The 24105-nt window shown below is 37.5% G+C and carries 22 protein-coding genes; 10 read left to right on the top strand and 12 right to left on the bottom strand.

The annotated features are described in order from the left end of the window. Positions 1-237 precede the first annotated feature (237 nt). The 9 genes from tssC to H5117_RS16680 form a co-directional block, all read right to left on the bottom strand. On the bottom strand, positions 238-1764 hold the full coding sequence (tssC, locus tag H5117_RS16640) for a type VI secretion system contractile sheath large subunit (RefSeq protein ID WP_182692318.1): 1527 nt from the start codon (positions 1762-1764) through the stop codon (positions 238-240). A 10-nt stretch (positions 1765-1774) separates the two neighbouring features. Continuing rightward, positions 1775-2296: a type VI secretion system contractile sheath small subunit gene (gene tssB / locus H5117_RS16645; RefSeq protein WP_182692317.1), complete on the bottom strand. Its 522-nt coding sequence runs from the start codon at positions 2294-2296 to the stop codon at positions 1775-1777. A 76-nt stretch (positions 2297-2372) separates the two neighbouring features. Further along, positions 2373-3950 (bottom strand): TssA family type VI secretion system protein, encoded by a 1578-nt coding sequence (locus tag H5117_RS16650; protein WP_182738702.1) that lies wholly within the window; start codon positions 3948-3950, stop codon positions 2373-2375. Continuing rightward, entirely contained in the window at positions 3947-4939 is a 993-nt protein-coding gene (gene tagF / locus H5117_RS16655; RefSeq protein ID WP_182692315.1) for a type VI secretion system-associated protein TagF, read from the bottom strand. Before tagF ends, H5117_RS16650 begins: the two co-directional genes overlap by 4 nt. Positions 4940-4949: 10 nt before the next feature. Continuing rightward, complete coding sequence (gene tssM / locus H5117_RS16660; RefSeq protein ID WP_182738703.1) at positions 4950-8621, bottom strand: type VI secretion system membrane subunit TssM; 3672 nt, start codon at positions 8619-8621, stop codon at positions 4950-4952. 8 nt (positions 8622-8629) lie between these two features. Continuing rightward, the gene (gene icmH, locus H5117_RS16665) at positions 8630-9352 is read right to left on the bottom strand and encodes a type IVB secretion system protein IcmH/DotU (protein WP_182692313.1); all 723 of its coding nucleotides are present in this window, start codon (positions 9350-9352) and stop codon (positions 8630-8632) included. Between the two features lie 15 nt (positions 9353-9367). Continuing rightward, complete coding sequence (gene tssK, locus H5117_RS16670; RefSeq protein ID WP_170071209.1) at positions 9368-10708, bottom strand: type VI secretion system baseplate subunit TssK; 1341 nt, start codon at positions 10706-10708, stop codon at positions 9368-9370. Next, positions 10708-11175 (bottom strand): type VI secretion system lipoprotein TssJ, encoded by a 468-nt coding sequence (gene tssJ / locus H5117_RS16675; protein WP_170071208.1) that lies wholly within the window; start codon positions 11173-11175, stop codon positions 10708-10710. Before tssJ ends, tssK begins: the two co-directional genes overlap by 1 nt. Before the next feature lie 21 nt (positions 11176-11196). Further along, entirely contained in the window at positions 11197-11694 is a 498-nt protein-coding gene (locus H5117_RS16680; protein WP_248280115.1) for a hypothetical protein, read from the bottom strand. 274 nt (positions 11695-11968) lie between these two features. Between H5117_RS16680 and H5117_RS16685 the strand changes: the two genes are divergently transcribed. The 8 genes from H5117_RS16685 to H5117_RS16720 all read left to right on the top strand — a co-directional run bounded on the left by H5117_RS16685 (position 11969) and on the right by H5117_RS16720 (position 19468). Next, positions 11969-15505, top strand: coding sequence for a contractile injection system protein, VgrG/Pvc8 family (locus H5117_RS16685; RefSeq protein WP_259404533.1), 3537 nt, complete (start codon positions 11969-11971; stop codon positions 15503-15505). 13 nt (positions 15506-15518) lie between these two features. Continuing rightward, the gene (locus tag H5117_RS16690) at positions 15519-16124 is read left to right on the top strand and encodes a hypothetical protein (protein ID WP_182738704.1); all 606 of its coding nucleotides are present in this window, start codon (positions 15519-15521) and stop codon (positions 16122-16124) included. A 25-nt stretch (positions 16125-16149) separates the two neighbouring features. Then, a complete protein-coding gene (locus H5117_RS16695; protein ID WP_182738705.1) occupies positions 16150-16503 on the top strand; it encodes an immunity protein YezG family protein in 354 nt (117 codons plus the stop codon). Between the two features lie 269 nt (positions 16504-16772). Next, a complete protein-coding gene (locus tag H5117_RS16700; protein ID WP_182738706.1) occupies positions 16773-17315 on the top strand; it encodes a hypothetical protein in 543 nt (180 codons plus the stop codon). 15 nt (positions 17316-17330) lie between these two features. Then, a complete protein-coding gene (locus H5117_RS16705; RefSeq protein ID WP_182738707.1) occupies positions 17331-17672 on the top strand; it encodes an immunity protein YezG family protein in 342 nt (113 codons plus the stop codon). 282 nt (positions 17673-17954) lie between these two features. Beyond that, the gene (locus H5117_RS20725) at positions 17955-18155 is read left to right on the top strand and encodes a hypothetical protein (protein ID WP_259404535.1); all 201 of its coding nucleotides are present in this window, start codon (positions 17955-17957) and stop codon (positions 18153-18155) included. A gap of 416 nt (positions 18156-18571) precedes the next feature. After that, a complete protein-coding gene (locus tag H5117_RS16715; protein WP_182738708.1) occupies positions 18572-18904 on the top strand; it encodes a DUF600 domain-containing protein in 333 nt (110 codons plus the stop codon). Between the two features lie 219 nt (positions 18905-19123). Then, on the top strand, positions 19124-19468 hold the full coding sequence (locus tag H5117_RS16720; RefSeq protein ID WP_182696509.1) for a PEGA domain-containing protein: 345 nt from the start codon (positions 19124-19126) through the stop codon (positions 19466-19468). A gap of 53 nt (positions 19469-19521) precedes the next feature. On the opposite strand, the gene H5117_RS16725 is transcribed toward H5117_RS16720, so the two are convergent. Further along, a complete protein-coding gene (locus tag H5117_RS16725; protein WP_182693138.1) occupies positions 19522-19914 on the bottom strand; it encodes a DUF1294 domain-containing protein in 393 nt (130 codons plus the stop codon). A 51-nt stretch (positions 19915-19965) separates the two neighbouring features. Here H5117_RS16725 and H5117_RS16730 point away from each other — a divergent pair, with 51 nt between their 5' ends. Further along, the gene (locus H5117_RS16730) at positions 19966-20496 is read left to right on the top strand and encodes a hypothetical protein (RefSeq protein ID WP_182738709.1); all 531 of its coding nucleotides are present in this window, start codon (positions 19966-19968) and stop codon (positions 20494-20496) included. Between the two features lie 60 nt (positions 20497-20556). On the opposite strand, the gene H5117_RS16735 is transcribed toward H5117_RS16730, so the two are convergent. Next, the gene (locus tag H5117_RS16735) at positions 20557-21099 is read right to left on the bottom strand and encodes a carboxymuconolactone decarboxylase family protein (protein WP_182738710.1); all 543 of its coding nucleotides are present in this window, start codon (positions 21097-21099) and stop codon (positions 20557-20559) included. Positions 21100-21211: 112 nt separating this feature from the next. Between H5117_RS16735 and H5117_RS16740 the strand changes: the two genes are divergently transcribed. Continuing rightward, a complete protein-coding gene (locus H5117_RS16740; RefSeq protein ID WP_004334521.1) occupies positions 21212-21799 on the top strand; it encodes a TetR/AcrR family transcriptional regulator in 588 nt (195 codons plus the stop codon). Positions 21800-21902: 103 nt separating this feature from the next. On the opposite strand, the gene H5117_RS16745 is transcribed toward H5117_RS16740, so the two are convergent. Next, positions 21903-24023: a methyl-accepting chemotaxis protein gene (locus H5117_RS16745; RefSeq protein ID WP_182724130.1), complete on the bottom strand. Its 2121-nt coding sequence runs from the start codon at positions 24021-24023 to the stop codon at positions 21903-21905. Between the last annotated feature and the right edge of the window lie 82 nt (positions 24024-24105).

The following is a 24105-nucleotide window of genomic DNA, read 5'->3' on the forward strand; positions in this document are numbered from 1 at the left end:
CTCCTTTTAGAATGAAGTGTTTCCTGTTAGTTGGCATTGGCATAAACAGTAATATTTATGCCCCCCAAAAAGCCCTTTGCTTCATGCCACTGGGGAATATGTCCCAAGTTGGATGCAACCAACTTGGGGCAATTTTTCAGACTAATAAGTCTTAATCCTTTATGTACACCAGCCAACTACTCACCAAATTGACGTATTTGATAGTACTTAAATCCGTTTCATTGGCGGCGTAGCAGTTCATTTTTCGCCAGGCATTTGCCCTACTAGCGCTAAACGAACATCAATCCCTTCAACTTGGAAATGAGGAACAATGTACGTACTTACTCTGTAGTAACCAGGGTTACCTGGAATCTCTGCTACAGTAACTTTTGCATCTTTTAGTGGATGCGTAGCTATAAGAGATTCATCAGGGTTGTTCATTTTAGTTACTAATGCGCCAAGCCAATCATTAAGCTGCTGCTCTAATTCATGGCGAGGTTTACTTGAACCAATATTTTCACGCTGTAAAACTTTTAAGTAATGCGCAATACGCGATACTAAGAAAATATATGGTAAGCGTGAGTTAATTCTTGCATTAGCTGTTGCTTCATTTGTTTCTAATACCTGTGGCTTCTGCGCACTATTAGCAGAGAAGAAACATGCAAAATCTGAATTTTTATAGTAACTAAGTGGAATAAACCCTTGGTTAGCAAACTCAAGTTCTTTAGTTTCAGAAATCAAAACCTCAGTCGGTATTTTAGTTTCTGATCCTTTACCCGCTTCGAATGAATGCAGTGGAAGATTTTCAACTTTACCACCTGACTGTGGCCCACGAATATTTACTGCCCAACCATTATCATGGAAACTACGGATGATATTTGCAGCAAATGCAAATGTTGCATTACCCCACAAATAACGTTCATGATGCTCAGCACTTACATCTTCTTGGTAATTAAAGTTACGAAGAGGATTTGTCTCACCATAAGGTAGACGTAGTAAAAAGCGCGGGAATGCTAAACCAATGTAGCGAGAGTCTTCTGATTCACGGAAATTTTTCCAACGAAGAAACTCAGCGCGCTCCATGTAAGAGCCCAAATCTTGGATTTTAGATACTTCTTCCAATGAATCTTTAAGAAAAAACTTAGGACCAACACTGCCCATAAACGGACAATGCGCTGCCGCAGATACACGTGATATCTCTTGCAGTAACGATACATCGGGTGCTGAACAATCAAACTCAAAATTAGAAACCATTGTTGAAACTGGCTCGCCACCTGGGGTATCGTAATCTGAAGTATATACATGTTTATATAATGCAGATTGAGTTGTATCTGGCGCCTCTTCAAAATCGTCTCTTAGAGTTTCTTTATCTACATCAAGCATTTCGATTTTAATGTTAGCATTGTTAGGCGTACGGTTAATTAGGTAACGTAACGAGCGCCATGCTGATTCCATTTTTTGGAAATTTGGGTGATGTAAAATTTGGTCTAACTGCTGAGAAATAATAATGTCTACTTTTGCGATGTAATCATCTAAAAGTAACTTATCAATTCGCGTTACTTCTTGACCACTACTGCTAGCCATATCTAAAAATACATTTATAGCTGCTGTTAAGCGCTCATTTGCACGAGTTTCAGCTAGGTTGCTTGCATCTCTAAATGAATCAAGTTTGATCTCATCTGCAACTGGAGAAATATCAACCATTCCACATATATTTTCATAAGTGGATAAAGGAGCTTGCTCCGTGGTATGCGCGGCAACATTTAATTGTTCTTGCATGGACATGATAATCTCCTTATTCAGTTATTGGTTGTTTTTCATCTTCAGACGCTAGCGGCGCAATTTCATCCAGTTTAGCTTTTAACTCGTCTAGCTCTGGCTGATTTTGTAAAACACGCTCTAATTCTTTACGAAGTGATGAGTTATCTAATAAATTAGATTTAAGGTCACGAAGTAAATTACGCATAGCCATCATTTTATTAAGCTCTGGCACTTGAGAAGCTACTGATTCTGGGTCAAACGACTTAAAAGAATCAAACTCAAGGTTTACATTAATTTCGCCGTCACCTTTAATTTTGTTCGCTACCTGAAAGTTAGCTTTAGGCGCCATATCTTTAAGCACTTGCTCAATGTTATTTTTATTAATTGTTATGCGCTCACGCTCAGATAGTTCTTGGCTATTTTGACCATTTGAGTAATCACCAATTACTAACATCTTTAATGGCAATTCACTTTTTTGTGAAGCACCATCTGTATCAAGCTCTAACGAAATATTGATCCGAGCTCTGGGGATCTCTTTTTGAAATGTATCACTCATGTTATTTCCTTTGCAGTTTGGTTATCTACCGACTCAATTCCAATTAAACCTCGACATATTAGTCAAGCCCTTGTAACTAAACCCACGCTAGCGCTTGTGCAGGGTTAGTTACCATCATTTGCTGACTAATATGTTTAGCAGCTAAACTCATTTCATCTTCTGGCGTTTGTGACAAACTTGCATAACACTGCTTGGAAAATCGCCATACTTCCATGCAAAAACATTGTTGCCATTGCGCTAAATCATGCGCTTTTATTTGTTTTAGTAACACGTTCAATAATGCTAAAGCATGTTCGTAATGCTCAGCTTTTATTAATAGTTTTGCCTTTAATAATTGCGCTTGGGCTTTATCAAAGTCGTTTAAAATATTTATGTGATCTACTTTAATTAGAGCTGAAGACAACTGCCCTTTTTCAACCCCTTGTATTAATTCGCTATACTGCTCATCAAACGCACTACTTTGAGAGCTAACAGACTCTGTTTTTGCAGAGTGAGATAGCTCTTTTAAAAACTCTTTATTTACAGATGAACACAGCGGACTTCCATCGTCATACTGTAGGGAAACTAAAGCAGGAAACTGCTCATTTAAATTAACTAATTGTTGCTCAAGCCAATGAACAAGCGGCAATTTATTTAATTTTTTTAATGCATTTAAACTAAGCACTTGAAGATTTAAATTAAATTGCATAGCCCCTTCCATAAACAACCCTTCGGCTAAATTTAAAGCTTGTTCAGGCTGCTCACTTGCCAATGCATTTTCAATTGGAGCAAATGCTGCAGCCCTTGGAGCGGGTAAACGCGTTTTTCCATTTTCGTTAGCGGGTAGTGCCAACCTTGTCCAACGCGCAGCTCGCGATAACTTTATTACTCTTTCAATATTATTTTGTTCTTTATCAAAGTTAAGTAGTTGCCTAACCGCACTTAAATACGCTGTATCTGAAGCAATATCAGCATTACCAATACTAAGCTGACTAGCAGCTGATGCAGGTGCAGGTGCAGTACTATTAGCTTCTGATTTTGGAGCTGTTACACCCGTATTTTCAGCTAATTTTTGCTCTGTACTAATTGCTTTTTCTTCTTGCACTGGTTCAGCTACAGGTACTGGGTTTCGCTTTTCTTGCTCTTTAGCCCACTCATTCAAAGTTGATAGAGGGCCAGATTCGTTGTCTAATAACGCAACACACTGCTCATTGTATTGAGTCAAAGCAGCTATAAGTTCAGGCCATTGTTCAGCGTTTGTATCATGCCCTTGGGCAACACCTTTTAAACGTTCTTGCTGTTGTAAAAACCATGTATTAACTGCAGCACGCATTCTGGCTCTTAGTGGGTGTACCTCATCCGTAAAAGTAGTCAACAAACGATTAAATAACAATAACGTATGCGTTAAACCTGTAACCCCAAACTCACTTGTTGCTGCTAGTGCTAAATAACTTACTATGCGTAAATCTTTACTTTGAGTGTTGAGTAAGTCTGATGCTTGTATAAACATCACTTTAAAGTCAACTTCCCCCACTCCTGATGAAGATGCTTTTAATGCTTTAAATGTTTCTTCATATTTTAAATCTTCTCCACACTTATTCCCGGCAAGAGGTGCACTTAATGCTTCAAGCCATTCAATCCAAGTGGTATGTGTATGCGGCGCTTTAATACTCATGATTTACACCAACGACGAAGTGCATCGTAAACACTCACGTTATCCATATCAGCAAAATTAAGTGTTTGTGAAGACGGCTGTTTTTCTACTTTTAAATTACATAGATCAACAATGTCATTCGTTTTTTTATCGTATTCCCACACACTATTAAAGTATGACGCTGGAATAGGTCTACAAAAAATAGTTAAACTAGGCGCTTGATTATCATCACCTAACTGATAAAAAAACCAAGGCTGCCAATTATGATCTGCCACCATAGACGCAACTAAGTGCAACCAAAACCCTGCAACTAAGGCACTTTCATGACTAAAACTAGGCATTGGTAGGCGAATACCAAACTGACTTCTTAAACACCCTCTATTAGCAATAGATTTAAGCACAGCCGATAGCTCTTCAATTAAAATTGCTCTTTTTGCAATATCGTTCAAGCCTAAATGTTGCCAAAAAACGCTCATTGGAATAGTTCTAAGTTTATCAAGCTCTAGAGTTAGATTTGGTTGCTGTTTAAGTGCATCAGCTACACGGTTATAATCTTGTGCTTTTTGCTCCATTTCATTAATACTGGCAGCTTGTTTAATATTTTCATTTACACCTAAAAGGTGCTCTATTACTTGGCTTGCAAATAAAAATAGAAAAGCAGGATGTCGCTTATATGTATCAAGCCCACTATGTACAAAAGAGCTAAATGGGTAAAAACGACCACTGCTATCTTTGCTTGGCTGCAAAACGCCAAGTAAACCACCATCATCCGCATTGCCAGATATAAAGAACAACGACTTAGTTCCATTCAAGTGGCTTGTATCAGTCGTTTTTCTACCACGGTTTAAATGGGCAAAGCCCTCTTGCAACCAATGATCAAATCCAACCGATTCTCTAGATGAAATATTGAGCTTCACAAAGTCTGGTCTTATCGGTGTTTTACCCATAAAACCAAAGCTATGTTGCTTAACCAGCGTCGGTGTTTTCTTTTTTGTAAATAAACTAAACATTGCTAGCGGCCTATTGCATTGTTCGCGACTGCGATTGAGCCAAGCTAGGGCTTTGTGAAAACAAAGAGCTTGGCAATGCAAACGATGTAAGCATGTATTTTGAAAATATACCGCTGTTGCGTCCTGATTTAAGAGAAAACTGGACTGTTAACACTTCATCAGATTTATCTTTTAATTCCCATGTTGCTAAAAACTCTGTGCCTTTAATCCACTTAACACTGGCTGAGTTAAGCACTTTTAGTAGTGCCCAAGGTCCGTCTTGCTCAATAGAAATACGACGCCCTTTATTATCTAAACCATACAGAACAGCTTTCTCTGCAGCTCCTCGACCAGGCCACGAAAAGTTACGCCATTCTTCAGGCTCATTGCGGTAGCGATAACCTTGCTCACTAAAGCCTAAGTATGTTTCACGAATGCCTCGGTGTGGAACAGGCATCATCTGAAAAGTAAAACCAGCACTATCGGCGCCATTAGAAAACAACGAACGAGTTACTTTATTTGCTTTAGTTAAACCATCAAGTAATTGCGGGCTAAAACCAATACCTACACCATTCCATTGTTTTTCTTCCCATACACCGCGGCGTACTTTCATAAATGGTTTGAGCTGGGTGTTAATAAAGCTCCATAAAATTCCTGATTCAGAATTTAAAAACTCAGAAACATCTGCTATCGCAGCATCAGGGCCAGTTAAGTTAAATGGATATTTACCAGCTAAACTGCTGTTATACATAGTATAAACTTGGTTTTCCCACTCTTGGTTAAGCTGAGTACGTGCTTTTGCCATAATAGTAGCGATACCACCATGAAGCGGGGCCTTAAATAGCTTATCTAGCGTTTCTTTGGTTTGAGGGTCTAGTGCTCGAGTTTGGCTCTCAATAATTATCCACGAAGACTGTAATGCATTACTTTGGCTATTACCTGAAAGTAAGTCCTGCGCAAATATCATTGCTTGAGCATCATCTTCATTACTCGCTGCCATTGCTTTAATGTCTGAATGGATGCTACTTAATGAACTGATGTATTGTCTTAAGTAATCAGAAGAATTCTTATCTTCATTAGGCTGTGCAAAGCGTCTTAAGTCTGCAAATCGACTTTCAAGCTCTGGCGCTCTAACCGTACTCATTTGGGTAATTGTTGGCGTGTTTAGAGCTAATTTATTTGCAACATCTGCAGCCGTCTTACCTATCGAAGCTTGGCTTTTTAAAGGGGCATCAGCGAGCGTAATATTGTCGTTAATCAGTTTCATTAAATCGTTAAAGGGGCCATCCATCGATGAAAGGCGTGCAAAATCAATACTTGCATCGTTTAGATCTCTAAATGCAGGCACTTTTATGCTATCTATAAAAGCAAACCAAGTATTGCCGTAGTCTTTAAAGTAATATGCTCGCATAGCCTTTGCCAAAGTTTCAGCTTGTGCTTCGTCAACAACATTTTGACCATTTTCATCGCTAGAACCCATAACCCAGTCACCTGAGAACACCAAACGTGAAATACGTTTAATCTCTGGGAATACATATTCCTGCCAACCTAAGTTTGTATAAACATATGGAATTTTATACTTACTCTTAAATACATCACGATTTTTAGAAATCATAAAGTCGTTTAATAACAATGGCTTTTTGCGATCAGCAAAACTTGTAATTACTTGTTGATATAACGGGAAAGCCTCTGGCTGGGTATTTAAATTGTCTCTCGCTAGCGCTATCGATGTTTCGTTAGCCTGCCAAAATGCAATTTTACCTGGCTGCTCTATGTCGTTACCCATATTTTGTAAGTACATATCAACTAAGCTACTTAGTTGTGTATAAATTGGTGCTTGCTCTTGTGCATTTATGTCTATATGAAAATGCTCAGCTATAAAATTAAGTAATTGCTCTTTAGCAAACTCCGTTGAAATATGCTCAGGGTTCGTACTCATCATTAAATGCATTTTTAGTGCATCGTAATACTGCTGACGAATCGTTGCTTTGGCTTCATCTTCATTGTCAAACCACTGAGTTTCGTACTGTTTTATTTGCGCAAGTAAATGCTCTTCACCTGGATAAGTAATAAGCTGATTCATCTGATTAAATAGCACATTTGCAACGCTATCTAAGGTTTCATCACCTTCGTAAATACCAAATATAAAGTACCACGGTAATGAATCTTCGTAAGTTTTAAGCTGACCGTAGTGCTCAAACAGCGCTAGTGTAGCAGCAAGTTTCTGCTCATCTTTAGCCTTACTTACATTAGCTTCAACAACAGCTTTTACACGTGACTCACCTTGATTAAGTAATAGTTGATTACTTGTGTACGACGTAATAAGAAGTGCTGTAATTGCGGCAATAGATGCCAAGCCCGAAGTAACGGTTAAACCTTTTAACCAGCGTCCTACTAACCGTTTTTTTCTGTTTCCTCGCGTTAAATCCTGTAGTTTAAAAATAACATCATTAAATACGCGATTAATAAAATAACTTTGAGTAATACTTTCTTGTTTTTGGTCAACTACAACCGCACCAAATTGATCTCGTACACCATTAGTAATACGTTCAATAGGCGTACCTTCTTGCGTACCCGATGTAAAATAAACACCAGCAAACCAAGGAACTTCTTGATATGGATTAGACTTAAACAGCAAGTTAACAAACTCAGTTAACTTAGTTGAAGCTGATTGAAATTGATTAGGAAAATCAAGTATTAGCTGTTTACGATGCTCGTTGCGCTCTCGTGCAACTTTGCTTAAACGTTGTTCGCACAGTCGCTCATATAGTTCCTGCATACGAACTTCAAACATTTCTGCAGGATCATTTTTTTGATCTTCACTAATGTCGAGTAAGTACGCACCAAACACTTGCTCACGCTCTTTTTCAGATAAATCACTAAAAAAAGGTTCAAAACCACTGATTAAGTCAGTTTTGGTAAAAGTAATATATACAGGAAAAATAACGCCAAGTTGAGTAATTAGCTCTTCTATACGCTCACGTACTAATTTTACATGTTGACGGATTTCTTCACTGTCGGAAGTTAATACATCTGCAACGCTAATGGCCACCATTACGCCATTTATAGGCAGTTTTGGTCTGTATTTTTTAAGGAGCGCTAAAAATGACAACCACTCTTTATTTTCTGACTGCTCAGTTGTGTAACGCCCTGCAGTATCAATTAAAATAGCTTGATCTGAGAACCACCAGTCACAATTGCGCGTTCCACCAAAACCTTGGATATGCAATTCACTCGAATTAGAGTAAGGGAAATGTAAGCCAGAATTTGCAAATAAAGTACTTTTCCCTGTAGCCGAAGGGCCAATAATCATATACCAAGGCAAAGCGTATAAAGCAGTATTACCACGATAACCCGCACCTAAATGAGATGCTTTTAGAGATCCCAATGCTTCTTGCATCTTTTCTTTAATTTCACTTAATTCAGCACTCGAACCGGCATTATGACTTGCTAATTCAGAAGCTAACTTATCGCCTGAGCGCTTAGTCCATAACCAACGAATAAAAATAAATAAAACAAAAACAGCGGTTACAGCACCCATCGCAATTAATTTTTTATCGGTAGTATCTAAACCCACCATGCGACCGGCAAACCACACAATACTCAAAACGGCTATAAAGCCAATAAGTTGACCCGTTGCACGCGATGATACTAAGCCCAATAAAAAATGAACTAAACCGCTTTTATTAACTCTTCCCTGCATTGTGTTACCTATCGTGTTTCGTTGGTTTTATTGAGCTGAGTCAGCACTTCAATTTGGTTGTCTATTACCTGAGTACTCTGCGTTGCTTGCTTATTAATTACATAATGAAATCCAGCAAATAATGAGGCAATAGAACCCAAGCAAATAGCTAATATCACCCAATAAGGAATATTACGCCCCACCTTCATAGCAAACCCTTCTGCAGGTATACCGTTATCAGATAATTGAGAACTCGGTGTTCCTTTTATATCTTCAATTTGAGCTCTTACATCAACAATTAACGCTTTTAATTGCTCAATACCTTTAACTTTGTAAATGCCTTCAAAGCCAAGCTGCAGACAAATATAGTAAACCTCTAATGCAGCTAGCTTTTGCTCTCCGCCGGTACGCAACTTACCTAAACGTTCAAAAAATTCTTCCCCTGCTCGGTTGTTACCAAAAAATTCAAGCTGTAGCGGTCGAGACATCCAATCCATTCTAAAATGAGCACCTGAGCTCATAACAAATTCATCACACATAGCCGTAAGAGCAAACTTAACTTCTTGCATTAAACTTGTTGTTACCTGTTGCGAGTAACAATTACGCTCATACTCATCAAAACTAGTAAGTAAATTTTCTCTAAACTCTCCAAGCTCTAAATTAGTAGATTGCTTTAGTTTTAATGGTGTTAGCGCGTTAATTACAGGCGAAATACACGCGACTAAATCTTGTTCTTTTTGTGCTTCTTGCATAATTTCAACTCTACGTTAATTACGTGCTACGGTAACAATTTCAATTTGTGCACTTTGCAATCCAAATGGTACAAATAAGCTTAATGATTGCTCTTCAATAATTTGCTGCCAAATGAAACCATGCGACTCAAGCCTGAAGTATTCGTAACCACTTTTTATGGCCAGCTTATTTGGAGGTCGCTGACAATGTGTTAGTTGCACACCCGCTAAAGCAGATGAAATCATGATATCGAGCTTTTCGCTTGCACCTACTTTTACTTGATCACTAAATGTTTCAATCCATTTGGTGTCTTCAGATTCAAAATACACAGCTAAATAAAAGTCGTTGTTAGTAAACGTTGCAGAGTCAATAGTGGCAACTTGATAAATAGCGTTAGAGGTTTTTTCAAGTTTTAAGCCCACCATTTTCTTAGGTACAACCCCTTCAAGTAAACGAGTTAATAGGCCATCAAGCTGACCAAATACATTGCTTAAATTTTTATGCTGGTATGGTGGTACTTGGTTAACTAAGTCACTGTGCTCAAACATTGAAACTGAACTAATTAAATCAACAAGCTCACAATACAAACGTTCAGGATGGACCAAAGACAAGTTTTTAAGATGATCTAAACGTTTAGCCGATGGAGCCATTGCATTAAGTAACAAAAATGTATTCATTTCATTCGGCCCAAAATCAGTAACTGAGCCATAATTTTTACGTCTGCTAAGCAGCACATTAACTTTTGCATTAACTAAATTAGCCGTTCTATTTAACAGCTCAGTTAAATAAGCAGATGCACTTATATTTAATAAAGGAGGCACAAACTGTTTATTTAAAACAAACGAGCCATCTTCCGCACGACTTATTTTTAAACAGGCAATAGTGTCAAAATAAGTTTTTACATCTGAGTCAGACAGTAATATAAATTTAGGCTTTGCAACTAATACCTCACGGCTACGTGACGCATCATGATTATCTTCTAAATCAATATAATCCGCTTCATATGCGCTTAACTGCCCGCTGGCCGCATAGCCTTCAATATTGCTAACTGTTTTATTTGCAGCAATAGCAATATAAATAACACTATCTTGATGGTTATTATCAAGCTCTAGTTTTAAATCATCTTGATGTTGACGATCAAAATCAAGCAAGCGACCATTTTCTAAAAGTAGCTTAAAACTAGTTACTTTTAATATACCGCGAGCAAGTGCTGATTCATCAATAGCAAAATGCTGTAAACCAAATGCCAATGGTGATATTAGCGCTTGACGTACAACCTGATTTTGATCGTGATAATCGTCAAATAGTTGAAAGTGTTGCTGAGCAAGCAAAACACCTTCAGCCCAAACGGGCTTTGCGGGAGCTTTTAAATTCATTACTCAGCCTTATCCACGCCAGGTAATTGAACTTCGTTGTTTGTAACCAAAACATCTAATGATGTAGACAACTTAACAGGGCCATCTGCAAGCGGGTAATACGCTTTCCAATTATCGCCACTGCGATCTCTAAATAAAGCAACAATCGCTACAAACTTTGCATTTTCAGCTTGTTCAAACTTAATTTTAGATTGCTCAGAAGGGTGAATTGTCCGCTCTTCTAATGTAATTAAACTATTAGCCAAAACTGATTTATCTGACTTCCATAATTCTTCAAACGTAGCTGTTTTAAATGTTTGTATATCCGACAATTGATACACCTTTAAAACGACTGGTAACGCTTCATCAAATTGGTTTAAATTTAAGTTATCTGTTGCCTTAACATCTAAACTTACGTTAGTACTCATACAACCAGTTAACATTATAGAAAGTGACAAACCTATAATCGCATTTAAAATAAAGCGCATTTTTTACCTCAATAAATATTTTTATTTAAAATTAAAATTAGTTTTGCAAAGAGTAGCTTCATAAACTGGGCAAATAACTTTATTGAATCTTACATTCGCACAATCAGACCATTTATTAGTTTTAAAAAAACCAAACAAGGTCTTCTTTCTGCTTTTTTCTTGAGAATCAACTAACAAAGACTGCGTAACAACATCATCTATAGACATAATCAACTTAGTATTTATTAACGAAAGCTCTTTTATATAAACAGAAACATCACCATTAATTAAAGTAACTTTTTCATTGCTTTTAGGAGGATTGTTTAAAAAAAAGAAAAAGTGTTCTATAGAATTTTCAGAAAATACGCGATGGGCAGGAATACCTACCTGGTCTAGTAACGAAGAAACGCTGGCTGTAAGTGACCAAGCTAAGGAGTACAAGCTATTTATTTGATTTATAAACTCTTTTTTATTCACAACATGCTCCTTGTCATCTGTTAAACTAAAAAACGCATAGTCTAAGGCTAGTAATAAATCCATTTATTTGGCGCATAATACAAACACCTAACCGCTATTGTCAACCTATATAAGGTTTAAAATATTAGAATATTAATGCGATTAATTAATTAGAATAAACACTCTAATTAATGTTTATAAATGAAAAATACGCAACAAAACACCACCATCCCCATTTATGAAACAATCGAGTGTAAATCTAATTTAATTTTTTATGGTTACAATTATCCAGTTGATCATTAACACACAAAAAGGTATGTTTACGCCACCAATTTTACCGAGCAGGGATTGCAACGTTTTGACTAAATCTAATTTTTTTTTGAAGGTTAATGACAAAGACCTTAATGTTACTTACCTACATGGCTACGAAAAAATTAATAAAGGCTTTAGTTATTCACTCACCGTTGAATCTTCAGTAAAAATTAATACAGATATCCTACTCGCTAATGCCAGCGTGATTTTTGTTAATAAAAACAAAAGATATCGAGAACAATGCGGTCTGATTACATCTGTAACCAATATGGGTGTATTCAACAATTTACACCGCTTTAAAATAAACATTCAAGATCGATTATCTACCTTAAAAAACACCTCAAACAGTAAAGTCTTTATTGCTGTAAACGTACAAGATGTATTAAATTACTTAGCACAAAAAGCAGGTTATTCATCAGGACAAATTGTTTTTAGGACAAGTTCCGCCTTACCGCATTTAAAGCAATGTGTGCAAGCAATGGAAAGTGACTGGGCCTTTTTTAATCGCTTGATGTCTCAGCATGGTCTTTTTTACTGGATTGAAAGTGAATCAAACACCGAAACACTTGTTATAAGTGACAGCAACCTCAACAGCCCCTATTTAAGTACGGGTGTATTAGAAGTTAAAGCAAACGCGGGGATGAACGCCCAGTACTGGGGTAACTTTGTCGGCTTTATGCACAGTGAAGTAACACAAACCATATATAATAATGCAGCGCAAAGTAATGCCCATGGACAATTCCAAAAAGTAGCCAGTAACAGTCAATCATTTTTCGAGCCTGCTGCAAACTCAGACGCAGAAGCATCAGCACAAACACAAAGCTTTAGTAATGCATTAGCCGCACACAATAAGCTGGTTACGCTTATGGGTAATGTATCTGATGTATTTGCAGGCTGCTCAATTTCGCTTGACGATAATATGGGGTTTGCCAGTGGTGATTTGCTATGCATTGCAATAGAGCACACCCTTAATCAAGCAAATGACGAAAGCAGCCATGAAGGTGAAACGCACTATCACTGCGTAGCGCAATTTATAGAGCGCGGTACACCTTACAAAGCAATGCCTGAGCCCCACACGCCTAAGCCCATGGTATTTCCAGCAACCGTAGAATCTCTCACAAGTAATGCATTTGTAGATGAACATGGCCAATACCGTATTCGTACCGAGTTTGATAAAACAGCTCGCCCAGTAATTCAATCAAGCCCTGCACTAAAAAAACTAGCGCTATATGCTTGTGAAAACCAACCTCAAGCCACTGGCTGGCACTTCCCACTCGTTGGTGGCTCTGAGGTACTTATTGGGTGTATTAATAACGACCCAAATAATACATTTATAATAGGTTTTGCACTAAACGCCGACCAGCCAAGCGTAGTTACATCCGCTAACCCAACACATAATCGCTTATTAAGCGCAGCGCAAAATGAACTCATGTTCGATGACGATAAAGATGTACCCAAAGTCATCTTACAAACACTCGCCAGTGAGCACTATATTGAATTAAATGCTATAAAATCAGGCCGCCAATTTATTCAATGGATAAGCCAACTCGGTACTATAAATTTACACGCAGGGCGCGACTTATGCCTTGAAACCGAACAAAACAATGTTCAGTTTGTTATTAAAAACAATCAATTTATTGATGTTAAAAATATCGTGTCGCAAACCACAAATAACAGCCATGTAAATTATCAAAGTGGTGGCAGCCAAGCCTTCAGTGGTAAAAATGTGACCCTTACGAGCGAGAATGAAATATCACTCCTCACCGGACGAGCAGTAAAAGTGCACGCACAAAGCGACATACTCCTTAAAACTAACAACAGCGACTTAAAGCTTAATGTGCCTAATGGCTCTACGTTTTTACAAACAAACAATAATATAAGCATTACGGGCTCAGGCAATGGCGATTTAATTATTCACAACGCGGGCGGCGAGATAAAACTCGACAGCCAAGGCAATGTTGATATTACCGCCACTAACGTACTCACACTCGATGGCACATTTATAACCTTTGATGGCCCGGTAGATTACGACATAACTAGCCCACAAACAGTGCGGGCACCAAGCAATGCAAGCCCTGCCAATATTAGCCGCATTAGTGATATAACCATTGATGACTCAGGCATTGCAGCAACAACGTCAAGCGTAGTGGATTTACTTTATGTTTATCAAGATGGCAGCCCTGTAAAAAACGCACCTTATACAATTAAATTTGATGATGGAACACAAAGCACAGGCCAGCTAGATGAAGACGGGATAGCGCAATTAACCGACGTACCAAATGGTCAATTTACTGTTCAATACGGCGAAGATACGCGCGAGTATGAACCACAAGATAACACCACACCAAATCCACTTTATAAAAGAATAACCCCCGCCTCTGCCATACAAATGAGCAGAGCTGGGCAAACAGCAACACTTGATGAAGCAAGCAACATAGCCAGCCAAGCAGGTAATTGGTTATGGGGGGCACTGCAAGGCGACTTTAATGAAGACCCCACCACTGCACAGATTGTAGTGGGCAGTATTATTTCAATGATACCGGTTATTGACCAAGTCATGGACGTGCGGGATATTTTAGCCAATGTAATACTACTGACTGATGACGATAAAGCCAACGACAATGATGGCTGGATAGCCTTTACGCTCACCGCGATAGGTTTAGTGCCTGTGCTCGGCTCCGCGGTAAAAGGCGTCGGTAAAGTGGTGATTAAAAACAGCGGCGACACAATAGAAGCCGCAATTGCAGTGTTACGCAAGCTAGGCAAAGGCGACCCCGTTCAGTATTTACGTAAAATAAATTGGCAAGACCTAGGTAAACAAGCAGCCAGCGAAGTAAAAGCCTTTATAAAAGGCCTGCGCGATACACTTCACGAAATATCAACAAGTTGGCAATACGACCTACTGCTGCCACAACTAGCCATAGACGGCATGCAATCCACCATTAAACAGCTTGATGAAATAGCGCCCAAAATAGACCAAGGCGTTAAAGGCGCAGCCAGTGAAATTGGCAATCGCGTAAACAAAGCCCTCGATGAATTTGAGCCCCCGAAAAGCACCGGTATTGTGGGTAAGCCTAAAAAGACTATTGCGAATGAATTAGATGCGCCTAAAGGGAATGATTTAAAAGGGGCTAAGGCAGCCAATAGATCCATTGATGAATTATTAGTAAATGGTAAAGTTCCTTCTATAAGAAATAATAAATTTAATGAATGGTATGATAATTTGTCTTTAGAGGAAATGCGGTTGCTTTGGGATGATAAAAATATTCGCGAGAGTATTGAATCTCGAATTAGAAAGCCAGGTGGCTACCACGAATGGTATATGGTCGCTAGAACACCAAAATTTAAAGAGTGGGGTCTCCCCATGGAAGAAATAAAGCGAGTTAGAACAAAAATATCTGAGTTGAAATGGAAAGTACCTGACAGTGACATTCTTGGCATGCATGGTAAAAAAGGGTCAGGGACCTTTCACAAAGAATTACTAGAAATAATTGATAATAGTAAATCTCTAGAACAATTTCATATACAGTTAGAGACTTTAATTACTAGATGGAAAATAGATCCTTCAGTATTACCTAAATAAAAAGTGAGAACTTATGGATAATTTAATTAAAGACTGGAAATGCTTTTGTCAAGGTACACAAGAATTTGATAAATCCCATTTCACTTATATATTTCATGCGGAAGGAATAATTAATAGCGTTAATCACATAACACAATTTCTTCCAGAAAAAGAGAGTCTAACTCAAGTAATAGAGAACGTTTTATCAATTAAAGAAGTCAAAAGAAGTGCGAGTATTAGCGATGAAGCAATCGTATCTCATGCCAAAAATTTTATATTAGAACAAGTTAATTTATTAGAAAACTTGGATGATGAACTACGAAGTGCAACAGATGATTTTGAAATTAAATTTGTAACGCCTACTGAGTTCGAGTCTCACATAGATGACGATATCCCCAATTATTGGCTTTTTGACGAGTTCGGAGATTTAATTAGAGACTCAAAAAGAAATGATGATGAAGTAACATTTGCGTTTTTTGAAGCCTTATATGGGATCGATAATGACTATTATTTAAGTTGGTACATTGCTGCACCATTACTTGAAATTAATATAGATTTAAGTAGCTATTATGAACTGTGGAAAAACAATTGCCAGGTTTTATTGTTAAAAAATAAACTGTTAATATTAAAGAATACATAAGCTAATTAAATGCTAAGGACAGCAAATGCAACCCGATATTAAAAGCATCCCGCAACACCTAGGTCAGTACCTTTATCAACAAATAGATAATCCGTGGCTTGAAGCTCAGCTTATTTTAGATTACGAAAATAACAGCATATCTGAATGCAAAGCTCACTTTATTAAAGCAGATGACGAAACACAGCATGCAATTGCTGTATCTGAAAATATAACTGAGTTATTTAAAACGTTATTTGACCACGCTATTAAAAACGAAGCGGAAGATTGGCAACGCGCTATTTTTACTATCACTAGTCAAGGTCAGTTTAACTTAAACTTTGAGCGCGATAATAACGATGATGAAGAAGTAATAAACGCTGCAAAACACGTTAAGTATTAATTTAACCCGCTCTTTAACAACATGGATGTTGTAAAGCTAGGCGCTACAGCCTTTTAATATTAGCACCTTAGCCTGTATTTCAAATTGAGCCCCCTCATTTACTTCTCATTCTTTTCTCTTTGTGCAATATGTTTTTTAAATGAATTATTCTCAATGAGGTTGAGTGGCGCTGCGCTTAATGGAATTGAAACAAAGATATTTATCAAGCCTGGTTTAATCACTGGTGATAAAATACAACCAAAACTAACAAATTGGCCGGATGCAATATAATGAATAAAAATGCAAAAAAAACACTCCTCGAGAGGAAGTTTACTTCAATAGACTACATCAAACTTTACGTGGATAGTTATCAGGAAATTGTTGAAACGCTTGAAGCCGGAATGAATGAGTTTGAACTCCAGTTGCAAAAAAATCCGACTTTAAACATGGACAACTTTAAGTCATGGCAACTCCGAGGCGCTCCCAATATAAAACGCGGCGCTCAGAATGCGCTTGAACACTTTGAAAAAGCTAAAAAAGGCCACCTTACAGGAATTGCAAGCTCTGCTGGTAATTTAAGAGGCCTATCACGCGATGTTGATAACATAGGTGGTTTTGGTGAGTGGTGGCATGAAATAGATAATAAATACTGGGATACTTTTTATTCAAAATATATGAAAACGAAAAAAATAGGCTCGAATATCGATTATACCATTTCAGGTTATTGGGAGAATGATGAAATTCTTGATGAAGAAATTACAGGGCCTATGGATAAAAACGAGCTGCTGAATTATTTAAAGCTAGGCGAATCGGTTGATGATTTATCTAAATAACTGAAAGGAAAGCCCATGCAACCCGACATTAAAAACATCCCGCAACACCTAGGTCAGTACCTTTATCAACAAATTAAAGAGCCATGGCATGAAGCACAGCTTATTTTAGATTGCGATAATAATGTGATTGAGTGCAAAGCTCACTTTATTAAAGCAGATGACGAAACACAGCATGCAATTGCTGTATCTGAAAATATAACTGAGTTGTTTAAAACGTTATTTGACCATGCGATTAAAAACGAAGTTGAGGATTGGCAGCGAGCTATTTTTACTATCACTCGACAAGGCCAGTTTAACTTAAACTTTGAGCGCGATAATAATGATGAAGAAGTAATAGCCACTGTTCCAACACATTAAGTATTAATGTAATCCGCTCTTTAACAACATGGATGTTGTGAAGTTAGACGCTAAAAATGAGCGCCCTAACCTTTCACATAATGACTGCTTTTTATGTTTAACGCCCTCATTTACTACCATTCTTTTCTCTTTATGCAATATGTTTTTTGAGTAAATTATTCACAAAGAGAGCTAGAGGCGCTGCGATTAAAGAGTAAAGGTATCATTAGGTGTCTAGCAAACTATTGGAAGTCCACTCAAAGTATTAGAGCAATGGGCAACAATATCGAAAGGTAGAACAATATGAATCTTGAACAAGAAAAAAATCAACTTATCGAAGACCTAAGTGATATTTATAAAGCGCTCTTGAAAAAATTAATTACTGAAAAAAAGAACTTTAATACAATAGCCGTTCATTGTGGCTCTGGTTTTAGTGCGTTTGGTTTTTCTTGGAATTCTGAGCATCATTTAGAAAAGAAAAAAGAAAAAAGAAAAGTTTCCTGAAAATGATTGGCCTACACTCAAATATTCAGTATCTGAGTGGGAAAATATTTTTTATGAATATAAGAGCTTTAACGAACTCAATGAAAGAATAGAAGAAATATTTGATGACCTATATAGTGAAGATCTAACTGATGCACAAATAACACAATTTTTTAGCGAGATAGTACTTGAGGTGATCTTAGATATTAAAAAAGCAGTTTCTGGTCACGCCAATACATTTATCTCATTACAGTTTAGCGACCCTAGTGATAAAGAAATCGATTTAATGCAAAAAATCACCCAACTAACAACTGATGGATATAGAAGTCCTGAATTTTAAAATTACTTAGAAAAAATAAAATAATTTGTAATAAATTCATATAATAGTTAGTACAGCCTAACCTAATTAAAATAATTTCTAAAGCCAAGGATAGCCAATGCAACCAGACATTAAAAACATTCCACAATACCTAGGTCAGTACCTTTACCAGCAAATAAAAGAGCCGTGGCTTGAAGCACTCGTCATTTTAGATTGCGAGAATAACAATGTACTTGAATGCAAAGCTCACTTTATTAAAGCAGATGACGAAACACAGCATGCAATTGCAGTATCTGAAAATATCACTGCGTTGTTTAAAACGTTATTTGACCACGCCATTAAAAACGAAGTTGAGGATTGGCAACGCGCTATTTTTACTATCACTCGTCAAGGCCAGTTTAATTTAAGCTTTGAGCGCGATAATAACGATGAAGCCACTTTATTACTTTAAATGAGCAGCATAAGCATAGCGTTAAATTTATTTAAAACTTTATAAATTAATAACAATAATTGAACCTGAGCTGGATACATATTAAACTGTACGCCAATTTGTTTTTTAAACAAACGAAAGTCAAGGAAGACGAGTTAGGTACCCCAACTTATTAATACTCCTCCATGATATTTCGTGACATATAACATTTATTATTTAAAATAATTTTACGGAGTACCTATGAAAAAATTAAGCGCACTTTTGGGTTTACTGTTATTAAGCGGTTGTTCTACACCTCCTCCTGCTCAAGAAACTGAGCAAGTAGTTGTAGAACCTATTGCAGAGATTAACGAAGTAGCCGCACCAATTTCATTAACAGTTATTACTAACCCAGCTGATGCTCGCGTTCGTATTATGAATATCAACCCTGTTTACAAAGCTGGTATAGAGCTTAAAGAAGGTAAATACGATATTGAAGTAAGCAAAGCAGGATACCTTACTTACAGAAAATGGGTTTCAGTTGATAAAAAAACAATCCTAACTGTTGAACTCGATACAATGGAAGCAAGCCAGTCGGCTCAGTAAACTTCTCAGTACGTTTTAGTATATGCCTTAGTCTGATTAATTTAATAACTGGCCTAAGGCATATTAAATCCTTCATAAAGCCACAAATATCCTACTGCGAAATAACTACCAACATTTATTAAAATATATAACCACAACACCACTATAAAACGCCGCTTTTGCGATTTATGACGAAGTAATTGTTGAGCAAGTAATGCCCCCGGCCATCCTCCAAATAATGCAAGTAGTTGCAGTGTGCGCTCTGGCGTGCGGTTTACTTTTTTATGTGAAGAGCGCTTAGCTTGTCGCTTATCCCACGCGTACATTAAAAAAGTGATAGCACTTAATACACTTATATAACCAGGTACATATATAGGTATATAAACAGGTAAGTATTGCAGTAGGTAAGCCTGCCAAATGGCGGCTAAATAAAGTAATGAGAATGTGATTAATATTTTCTTTATCAATTAATTATCGCCTATACTTGGCATTGGTATTACAAAAACAAGAGCCAAATTATGACATATTTTAAAGCGATATTCTTAGCCTTATGCTTATTAACATTTAATAGCTATGCATCCGATACATCCACCAACCTTGATAAAGAACTTGCCGTATTTAAGCCCTATTTAGGAACTTGGCAGGCTGACTTTAAAGTACCTGAAGGAGCTAAAAAAATACAAGATGTTGGCCGTTGGGAGCGTGCTTTAAACGGTAAAGCGATACATACCAAGCACTCTATTAATGAAGGTGAGTATGGCGGCGAGTCGATGATTTTTTACGACAGTAAAAAAGAGTCTTTGGTATTTTACTATTTCACAACAGCAGGGTTTTATACAAAAGGGACTATGAAAGTCCTCAGCCCCACTCAATTTGTAGCTTATGAAGATGTAACAGGTAGCCTAGATGGTATTACAAAGGTTAAATCGATGAGTGAACTAAAAGACGATAAATTTATTGTATCGACCTCTTATTTAAAAAAGGGTGAGTGGACAAAGCCCGAACAACGTATTTATACACGCAGTACAAAAACGGTTAAGTTTAAATAGCTGTGATTTAAAAGCATAAAAGGCAGCCTAGGCTGCCTTTTGTCATTTATAAAACCGTATTTATTTTACGTATTTTTTAAATGGCGCGTCTACTGGTGTATCAGCAAGGTGATTAGTGTAGTTGCTCATTACTTTTTGAGACAAGCCTACAATAATTTCAAGTAGCTGTTGCTTAGCGTAACCTGCGGCAAAGAATTTTTCGATTTGCTCATCGCTGATCACGCCACGTTCACGTGTCATTGCAAGTGTAGTTTCACGAAGAGTTTCTAGCTTAGGGTTTTCAAGTGGTGTTTTGTTAACAAGTGCGTCAACAATACCTTGATCAACCTTCATTGCCGCTGCAATACCACTGTGAGCAGGAACACAGTAATGACATTCATGCTCTACGTTAATTGATTGCCATACTACTGTTAGCTCTTCTGCGTTGAATGATGTTTTTTGAAACAACTCATGCAGTACTTGGTAACCTTTAAGTAATGTTGGTGCTTCAGCCATTACTGCATGTAAGTTAGGAAGCATACCAAATGCTGCTACTGAATCAGCTAGTAACGGTTTTGCTTCTTCTGGTGCGTTTTCTTGAGTGTATAAAGTAAATTCGGCCATGGTTAGCTCCTAATAATTAATAGTTTTAAGTAACTTCGAGACACATAGTATTTGATTTTGAGCGACTGTTCAAGTTAAAATTGAGCAAATGTTCAAATTGATTGAGAATGATATGGCTAATAAGGTTAAATTTGAACGCGAGAATGTAGTTCGCGTTGCTAGTCAGCTATTTTGGCAAAAAGGTTTTCATGCAACCTCAACGCGTGACTTACAAGAAGCAGTTAATATGCGCCCGGGTAGTATTTACTCTGCGTTTGGCTCTAAAGAAGGTCTATATTGCGAATCGCTGAAAGATTACACCGTACAAATGAAAACCCAAATAGAAGGGTTTTTATCAAGTGCCGATACAGTACTTGGTGGATTACGTGCGTTTGTTGAAAACGTGGTAATTAAAACAAAAGATTGCAGCCCAAGCGCTATTTGTATGCTAGTTAAAGCAAACAGCGAGTTTGCAGAAAAAGATTCAAACCTGTATGAGCTAAGCTTAGATTTAACGGCTCAATTTGAAGCTTATTTAACGCAATTATTTAACCAGGCAATAAACAAAGGTGAGTTAAGTAACACGTTGACCGCTGTTGAATATGCGCGCTTTTTTCAAGTGCAATTTACAGGTTTACGCGGTTATTTTAATCGTCCTAATGTAGAGCAATTTGCTGAGCCAATGATCAACCAAATGTTTATGTTGATTAAAAAGTTATAAATAGCAGTTATCGAGCATTCTCAAAAAGTTACATTTATTCTACTAAATAAAAATGGCCAGTATTAACTGGCCATTTTTTTGTGCTTAAAACTTAATTTGTAAGTTACGTTTTAAGCTTATTAAGTTCATTATCTTGCTGGGCAACGAGTGCATTAAGCGCTTCGCTGCTATCCCCTGCTTGTGTAGATAAGTCAGCAAGTTGCGATGCGGCATCAGAGATAAGCGTTAAATTACGGTTTATTTCTTCAGTTACTAAACTTTGCTCTTCAGCAGCGGTGGCAATATGTGTAATTTGATTGGTTATTTCATCAACTTTAACAACAACACTGTGCAGAGCATCAAAAGCTACTGATGTTTCATCAACGGCATTTTGTGCACGTACTACGCCTTTTTCAATAACGGTAGATGCGTTACCTACTTCAGATAATAAACTATCAATTAGTTGGCTTATGTCATCTGTTGATGAACGCGTTTTAGAAGCAAGTGCACGTACTTCATCGGCAACAACGGCAAAGCCGCGCCCATGTTCACCAGCGCGCGCAGCTTCAATAGCAGCGTTAAGTGCAAGTAAATTTGTTTGTTCTGAAATAGTACGAATTACATCTAATATTTGCGTAATGTCTTTACTACGCGAAGCAACTTTTTCAACGGCTTGGTTAGCTTCTTTAATTTCTTCAGACATCGTTTTAACTTGCGTCATCGCTGATGACAAGCTCGACTCACTGCTTACTACCAAGCTATTTATTTCATCGGCTTGTTGGGCTGATTGCTCTGATGCTCTGGCTACTTCGAGTGCTGTTGCGCTCATTTCGTTCATAGCCGTTACCACACTTTCAATTTCTTGAAATTGAGATTGCACATTATGCTTTGTATCAATAGCTATGTGTTGTGCTATTTCGCCTTGCTGCTTGGTTTGATCAGACACCGTTTTAAGCTCAGAAATTAAATCACGTAGCTTTGCTAAAAATCGATTAAACCCACCAGCTAATGCAATAAGCTCTGCGTGACTATCAACATGCAATGTATGTGTTAAATCACCTTCAGAACTTGCGAGGTTATCAACCCGCTGTTGAATTTGTTGTAGCGGCGCTATTACACCTGCTATTACTAATTTCATAATAACAAAAGCAACCACAGCAATTACTAAGCCTGTTATTAAAATAATAAATCTGAGTGATGTTGCTGTCTCTTGCATGTTTTTTTCTAGCGCTTCAGGCCCTGCAAGTGCTAGTTCTGTAGGTACTTCTATGATTAATGACCACTGAGTGTTAGCTAGTTTTATATTAATTGGGTAGTTAACTAAATACTCGCGAGGCGTTTTAAAGAGACCATGTTGGCCTTTAAATTTAACCAGCTCACTGTAAGTGTTGCTACTAACCGCTTCTTTAAATGGGCGGCCTAATTTAGATTTATAGTGACTGCTGCCTACAATTAAACCTATATCACTTAAAAGTGTTACTTTTGCTTGGCCGTTGTAAAGCTCGCTCGACAGCTTTTCGGTTAAGCCCTGAAAAGTTGGGAGCGTTAAATCAACGCCAGCTAAACCAATAAACTGACCTGACTTTAAAATAGGCACAGTTAACGAAGTTAGCATTACTGAGTCGCCCGATGGGATTTCGTATAAATACGGTTCCATAATACAAGGCTTAAGCGTGTCTTTTGCACACAAATACCAATGCGCTTCACGAATACCAAATTCATTTAAAGAGGTAATATATTTATCGGCAGCATTAGCTACTTTTTGCTGTTCAATTACGCCGTTTTGGTCGCGAGTAATATACACCTCTAAGGTGCCATTACCATTAACCGAATGTTTGTAACCTTGTTTAAAGCTCGAATCTTGCCCATCAAAAGCATTAGGCTCAAATTGCGAATATATAGAAGAAAGCAGAGTATTTTGCTCTAACATCGAGCGGTTAATACTTACTACTGTATCGCGGCTCAGGGTTTCGCTTTTGGCTGCGTCACCTAATAAAGCCGCTAATGAATAAGGAATGCGGTAAGCTTCATTAATAAAGCCTGCAATTTTTTCTCCGTATCCAGCTGCATGAGCATTAAGCTTTTCTTCTACTTCTACAGTAATGTACTCTTCAGATTTAGTCGCTAACTGCTTATTACTTGATGATAACTGCCACCACAAAACGCCTGATAACACTAGTACAGTTATAAATATACTACCGACACTAAGCCAGAGTAACTTTTTTGCTAACGATATTTCTCGCATTCATTACACCCTTTAAATTAAAACTACTGATACAGTTTAGTAGATCTAACCAACGAAGCTATGAATATCGTTAAACAAATTG

It is taken from the genome of Pseudoalteromonas sp. SG45-1 (assembly GCF_014164135.1).
Classification (GTDB): domain Bacteria; phylum Pseudomonadota; class Gammaproteobacteria; order Enterobacterales; family Alteromonadaceae; genus Pseudoalteromonas; species Pseudoalteromonas distincta.

Excerpts from the sequence above, each read along its gene's own strand:
- tssB (WP_182692317.1), bottom strand. The coding sequence starts at position 2,296 with ATGAGTGATACATTTCAAAAAGAGATCCCCAGAGCTCGGATCAATATT.
- H5117_RS16680 (WP_248280115.1), bottom strand. The coding sequence starts at position 11,694 with ATGGATTTATTACTAGCCTTAGACTATGCGTTTTTTAGTTTAACAGAT.
- H5117_RS16745 (WP_182724130.1), bottom strand. The coding sequence starts at position 24,023 with ATGCGAGAAATATCGTTAGCAAAAAAGTTACTCTGGCTTAGTGTCGGT.
- H5117_RS16740 (WP_004334521.1), top strand. The coding sequence starts at position 21,212 with ATGGCTAATAAGGTTAAATTTGAACGCGAGAATGTAGTTCGCGTTGCT.
- tagF (WP_182692315.1), bottom strand. The coding sequence starts at position 4,939 with ATGTTTAGTTTATTTACAAAAAAGAAAACACCGACGCTGGTTAAGCAA.
- H5117_RS16690 (WP_182738704.1), top strand. The coding sequence starts at position 15,519 with ATGGATAATTTAATTAAAGACTGGAAATGCTTTTGTCAAGGTACACAA.
- tssM (WP_182738703.1), bottom strand. The coding sequence starts at position 8,621 with ATGCAGGGAAGAGTTAATAAAAGCGGTTTAGTTCATTTTTTATTGGGC.
- H5117_RS16695 (WP_182738705.1), top strand. The coding sequence starts at position 16,150 with ATGCAACCCGATATTAAAAGCATCCCGCAACACCTAGGTCAGTACCTT.
- tssC (WP_182692318.1), bottom strand. The coding sequence starts at position 1,764 with ATGTCCATGCAAGAACAATTAAATGTTGCCGCGCATACCACGGAGCAA.
- H5117_RS20725 (WP_259404535.1), top strand. The coding sequence starts at position 17,955 with ATGAATCTTGAACAAGAAAAAAATCAACTTATCGAAGACCTAAGTGAT.
- H5117_RS16720 (WP_182696509.1), top strand. The coding sequence starts at position 19,124 with ATGAAAAAATTAAGCGCACTTTTGGGTTTACTGTTATTAAGCGGTTGT.
- H5117_RS16730 (WP_182738709.1), top strand. The coding sequence starts at position 19,966 with ATGACATATTTTAAAGCGATATTCTTAGCCTTATGCTTATTAACATTT.
- H5117_RS16705 (WP_182738707.1), top strand. The coding sequence starts at position 17,331 with ATGCAACCCGACATTAAAAACATCCCGCAACACCTAGGTCAGTACCTT.
- H5117_RS16715 (WP_182738708.1), top strand. The coding sequence starts at position 18,572 with ATGCAACCAGACATTAAAAACATTCCACAATACCTAGGTCAGTACCTT.
- tssJ (WP_170071208.1), bottom strand. The coding sequence starts at position 11,175 with ATGCGCTTTATTTTAAATGCGATTATAGGTTTGTCACTTTCTATAATG.
- tssK (WP_170071209.1), bottom strand. The coding sequence starts at position 10,708 with ATGAATTTAAAAGCTCCCGCAAAGCCCGTTTGGGCTGAAGGTGTTTTG.
- icmH (WP_182692313.1), bottom strand. The coding sequence starts at position 9,352 with ATGCAAGAAGCACAAAAAGAACAAGATTTAGTCGCGTGTATTTCGCCT.
- H5117_RS16650 (WP_182738702.1), bottom strand. The coding sequence starts at position 3,950 with ATGAGTATTAAAGCGCCGCATACACATACCACTTGGATTGAATGGCTT.
- H5117_RS16735 (WP_182738710.1), bottom strand. The coding sequence starts at position 21,099 with ATGGCCGAATTTACTTTATACACTCAAGAAAACGCACCAGAAGAAGCA.
- H5117_RS16700 (WP_182738706.1), top strand. The coding sequence starts at position 16,773 with ATGAATAAAAATGCAAAAAAAACACTCCTCGAGAGGAAGTTTACTTCA.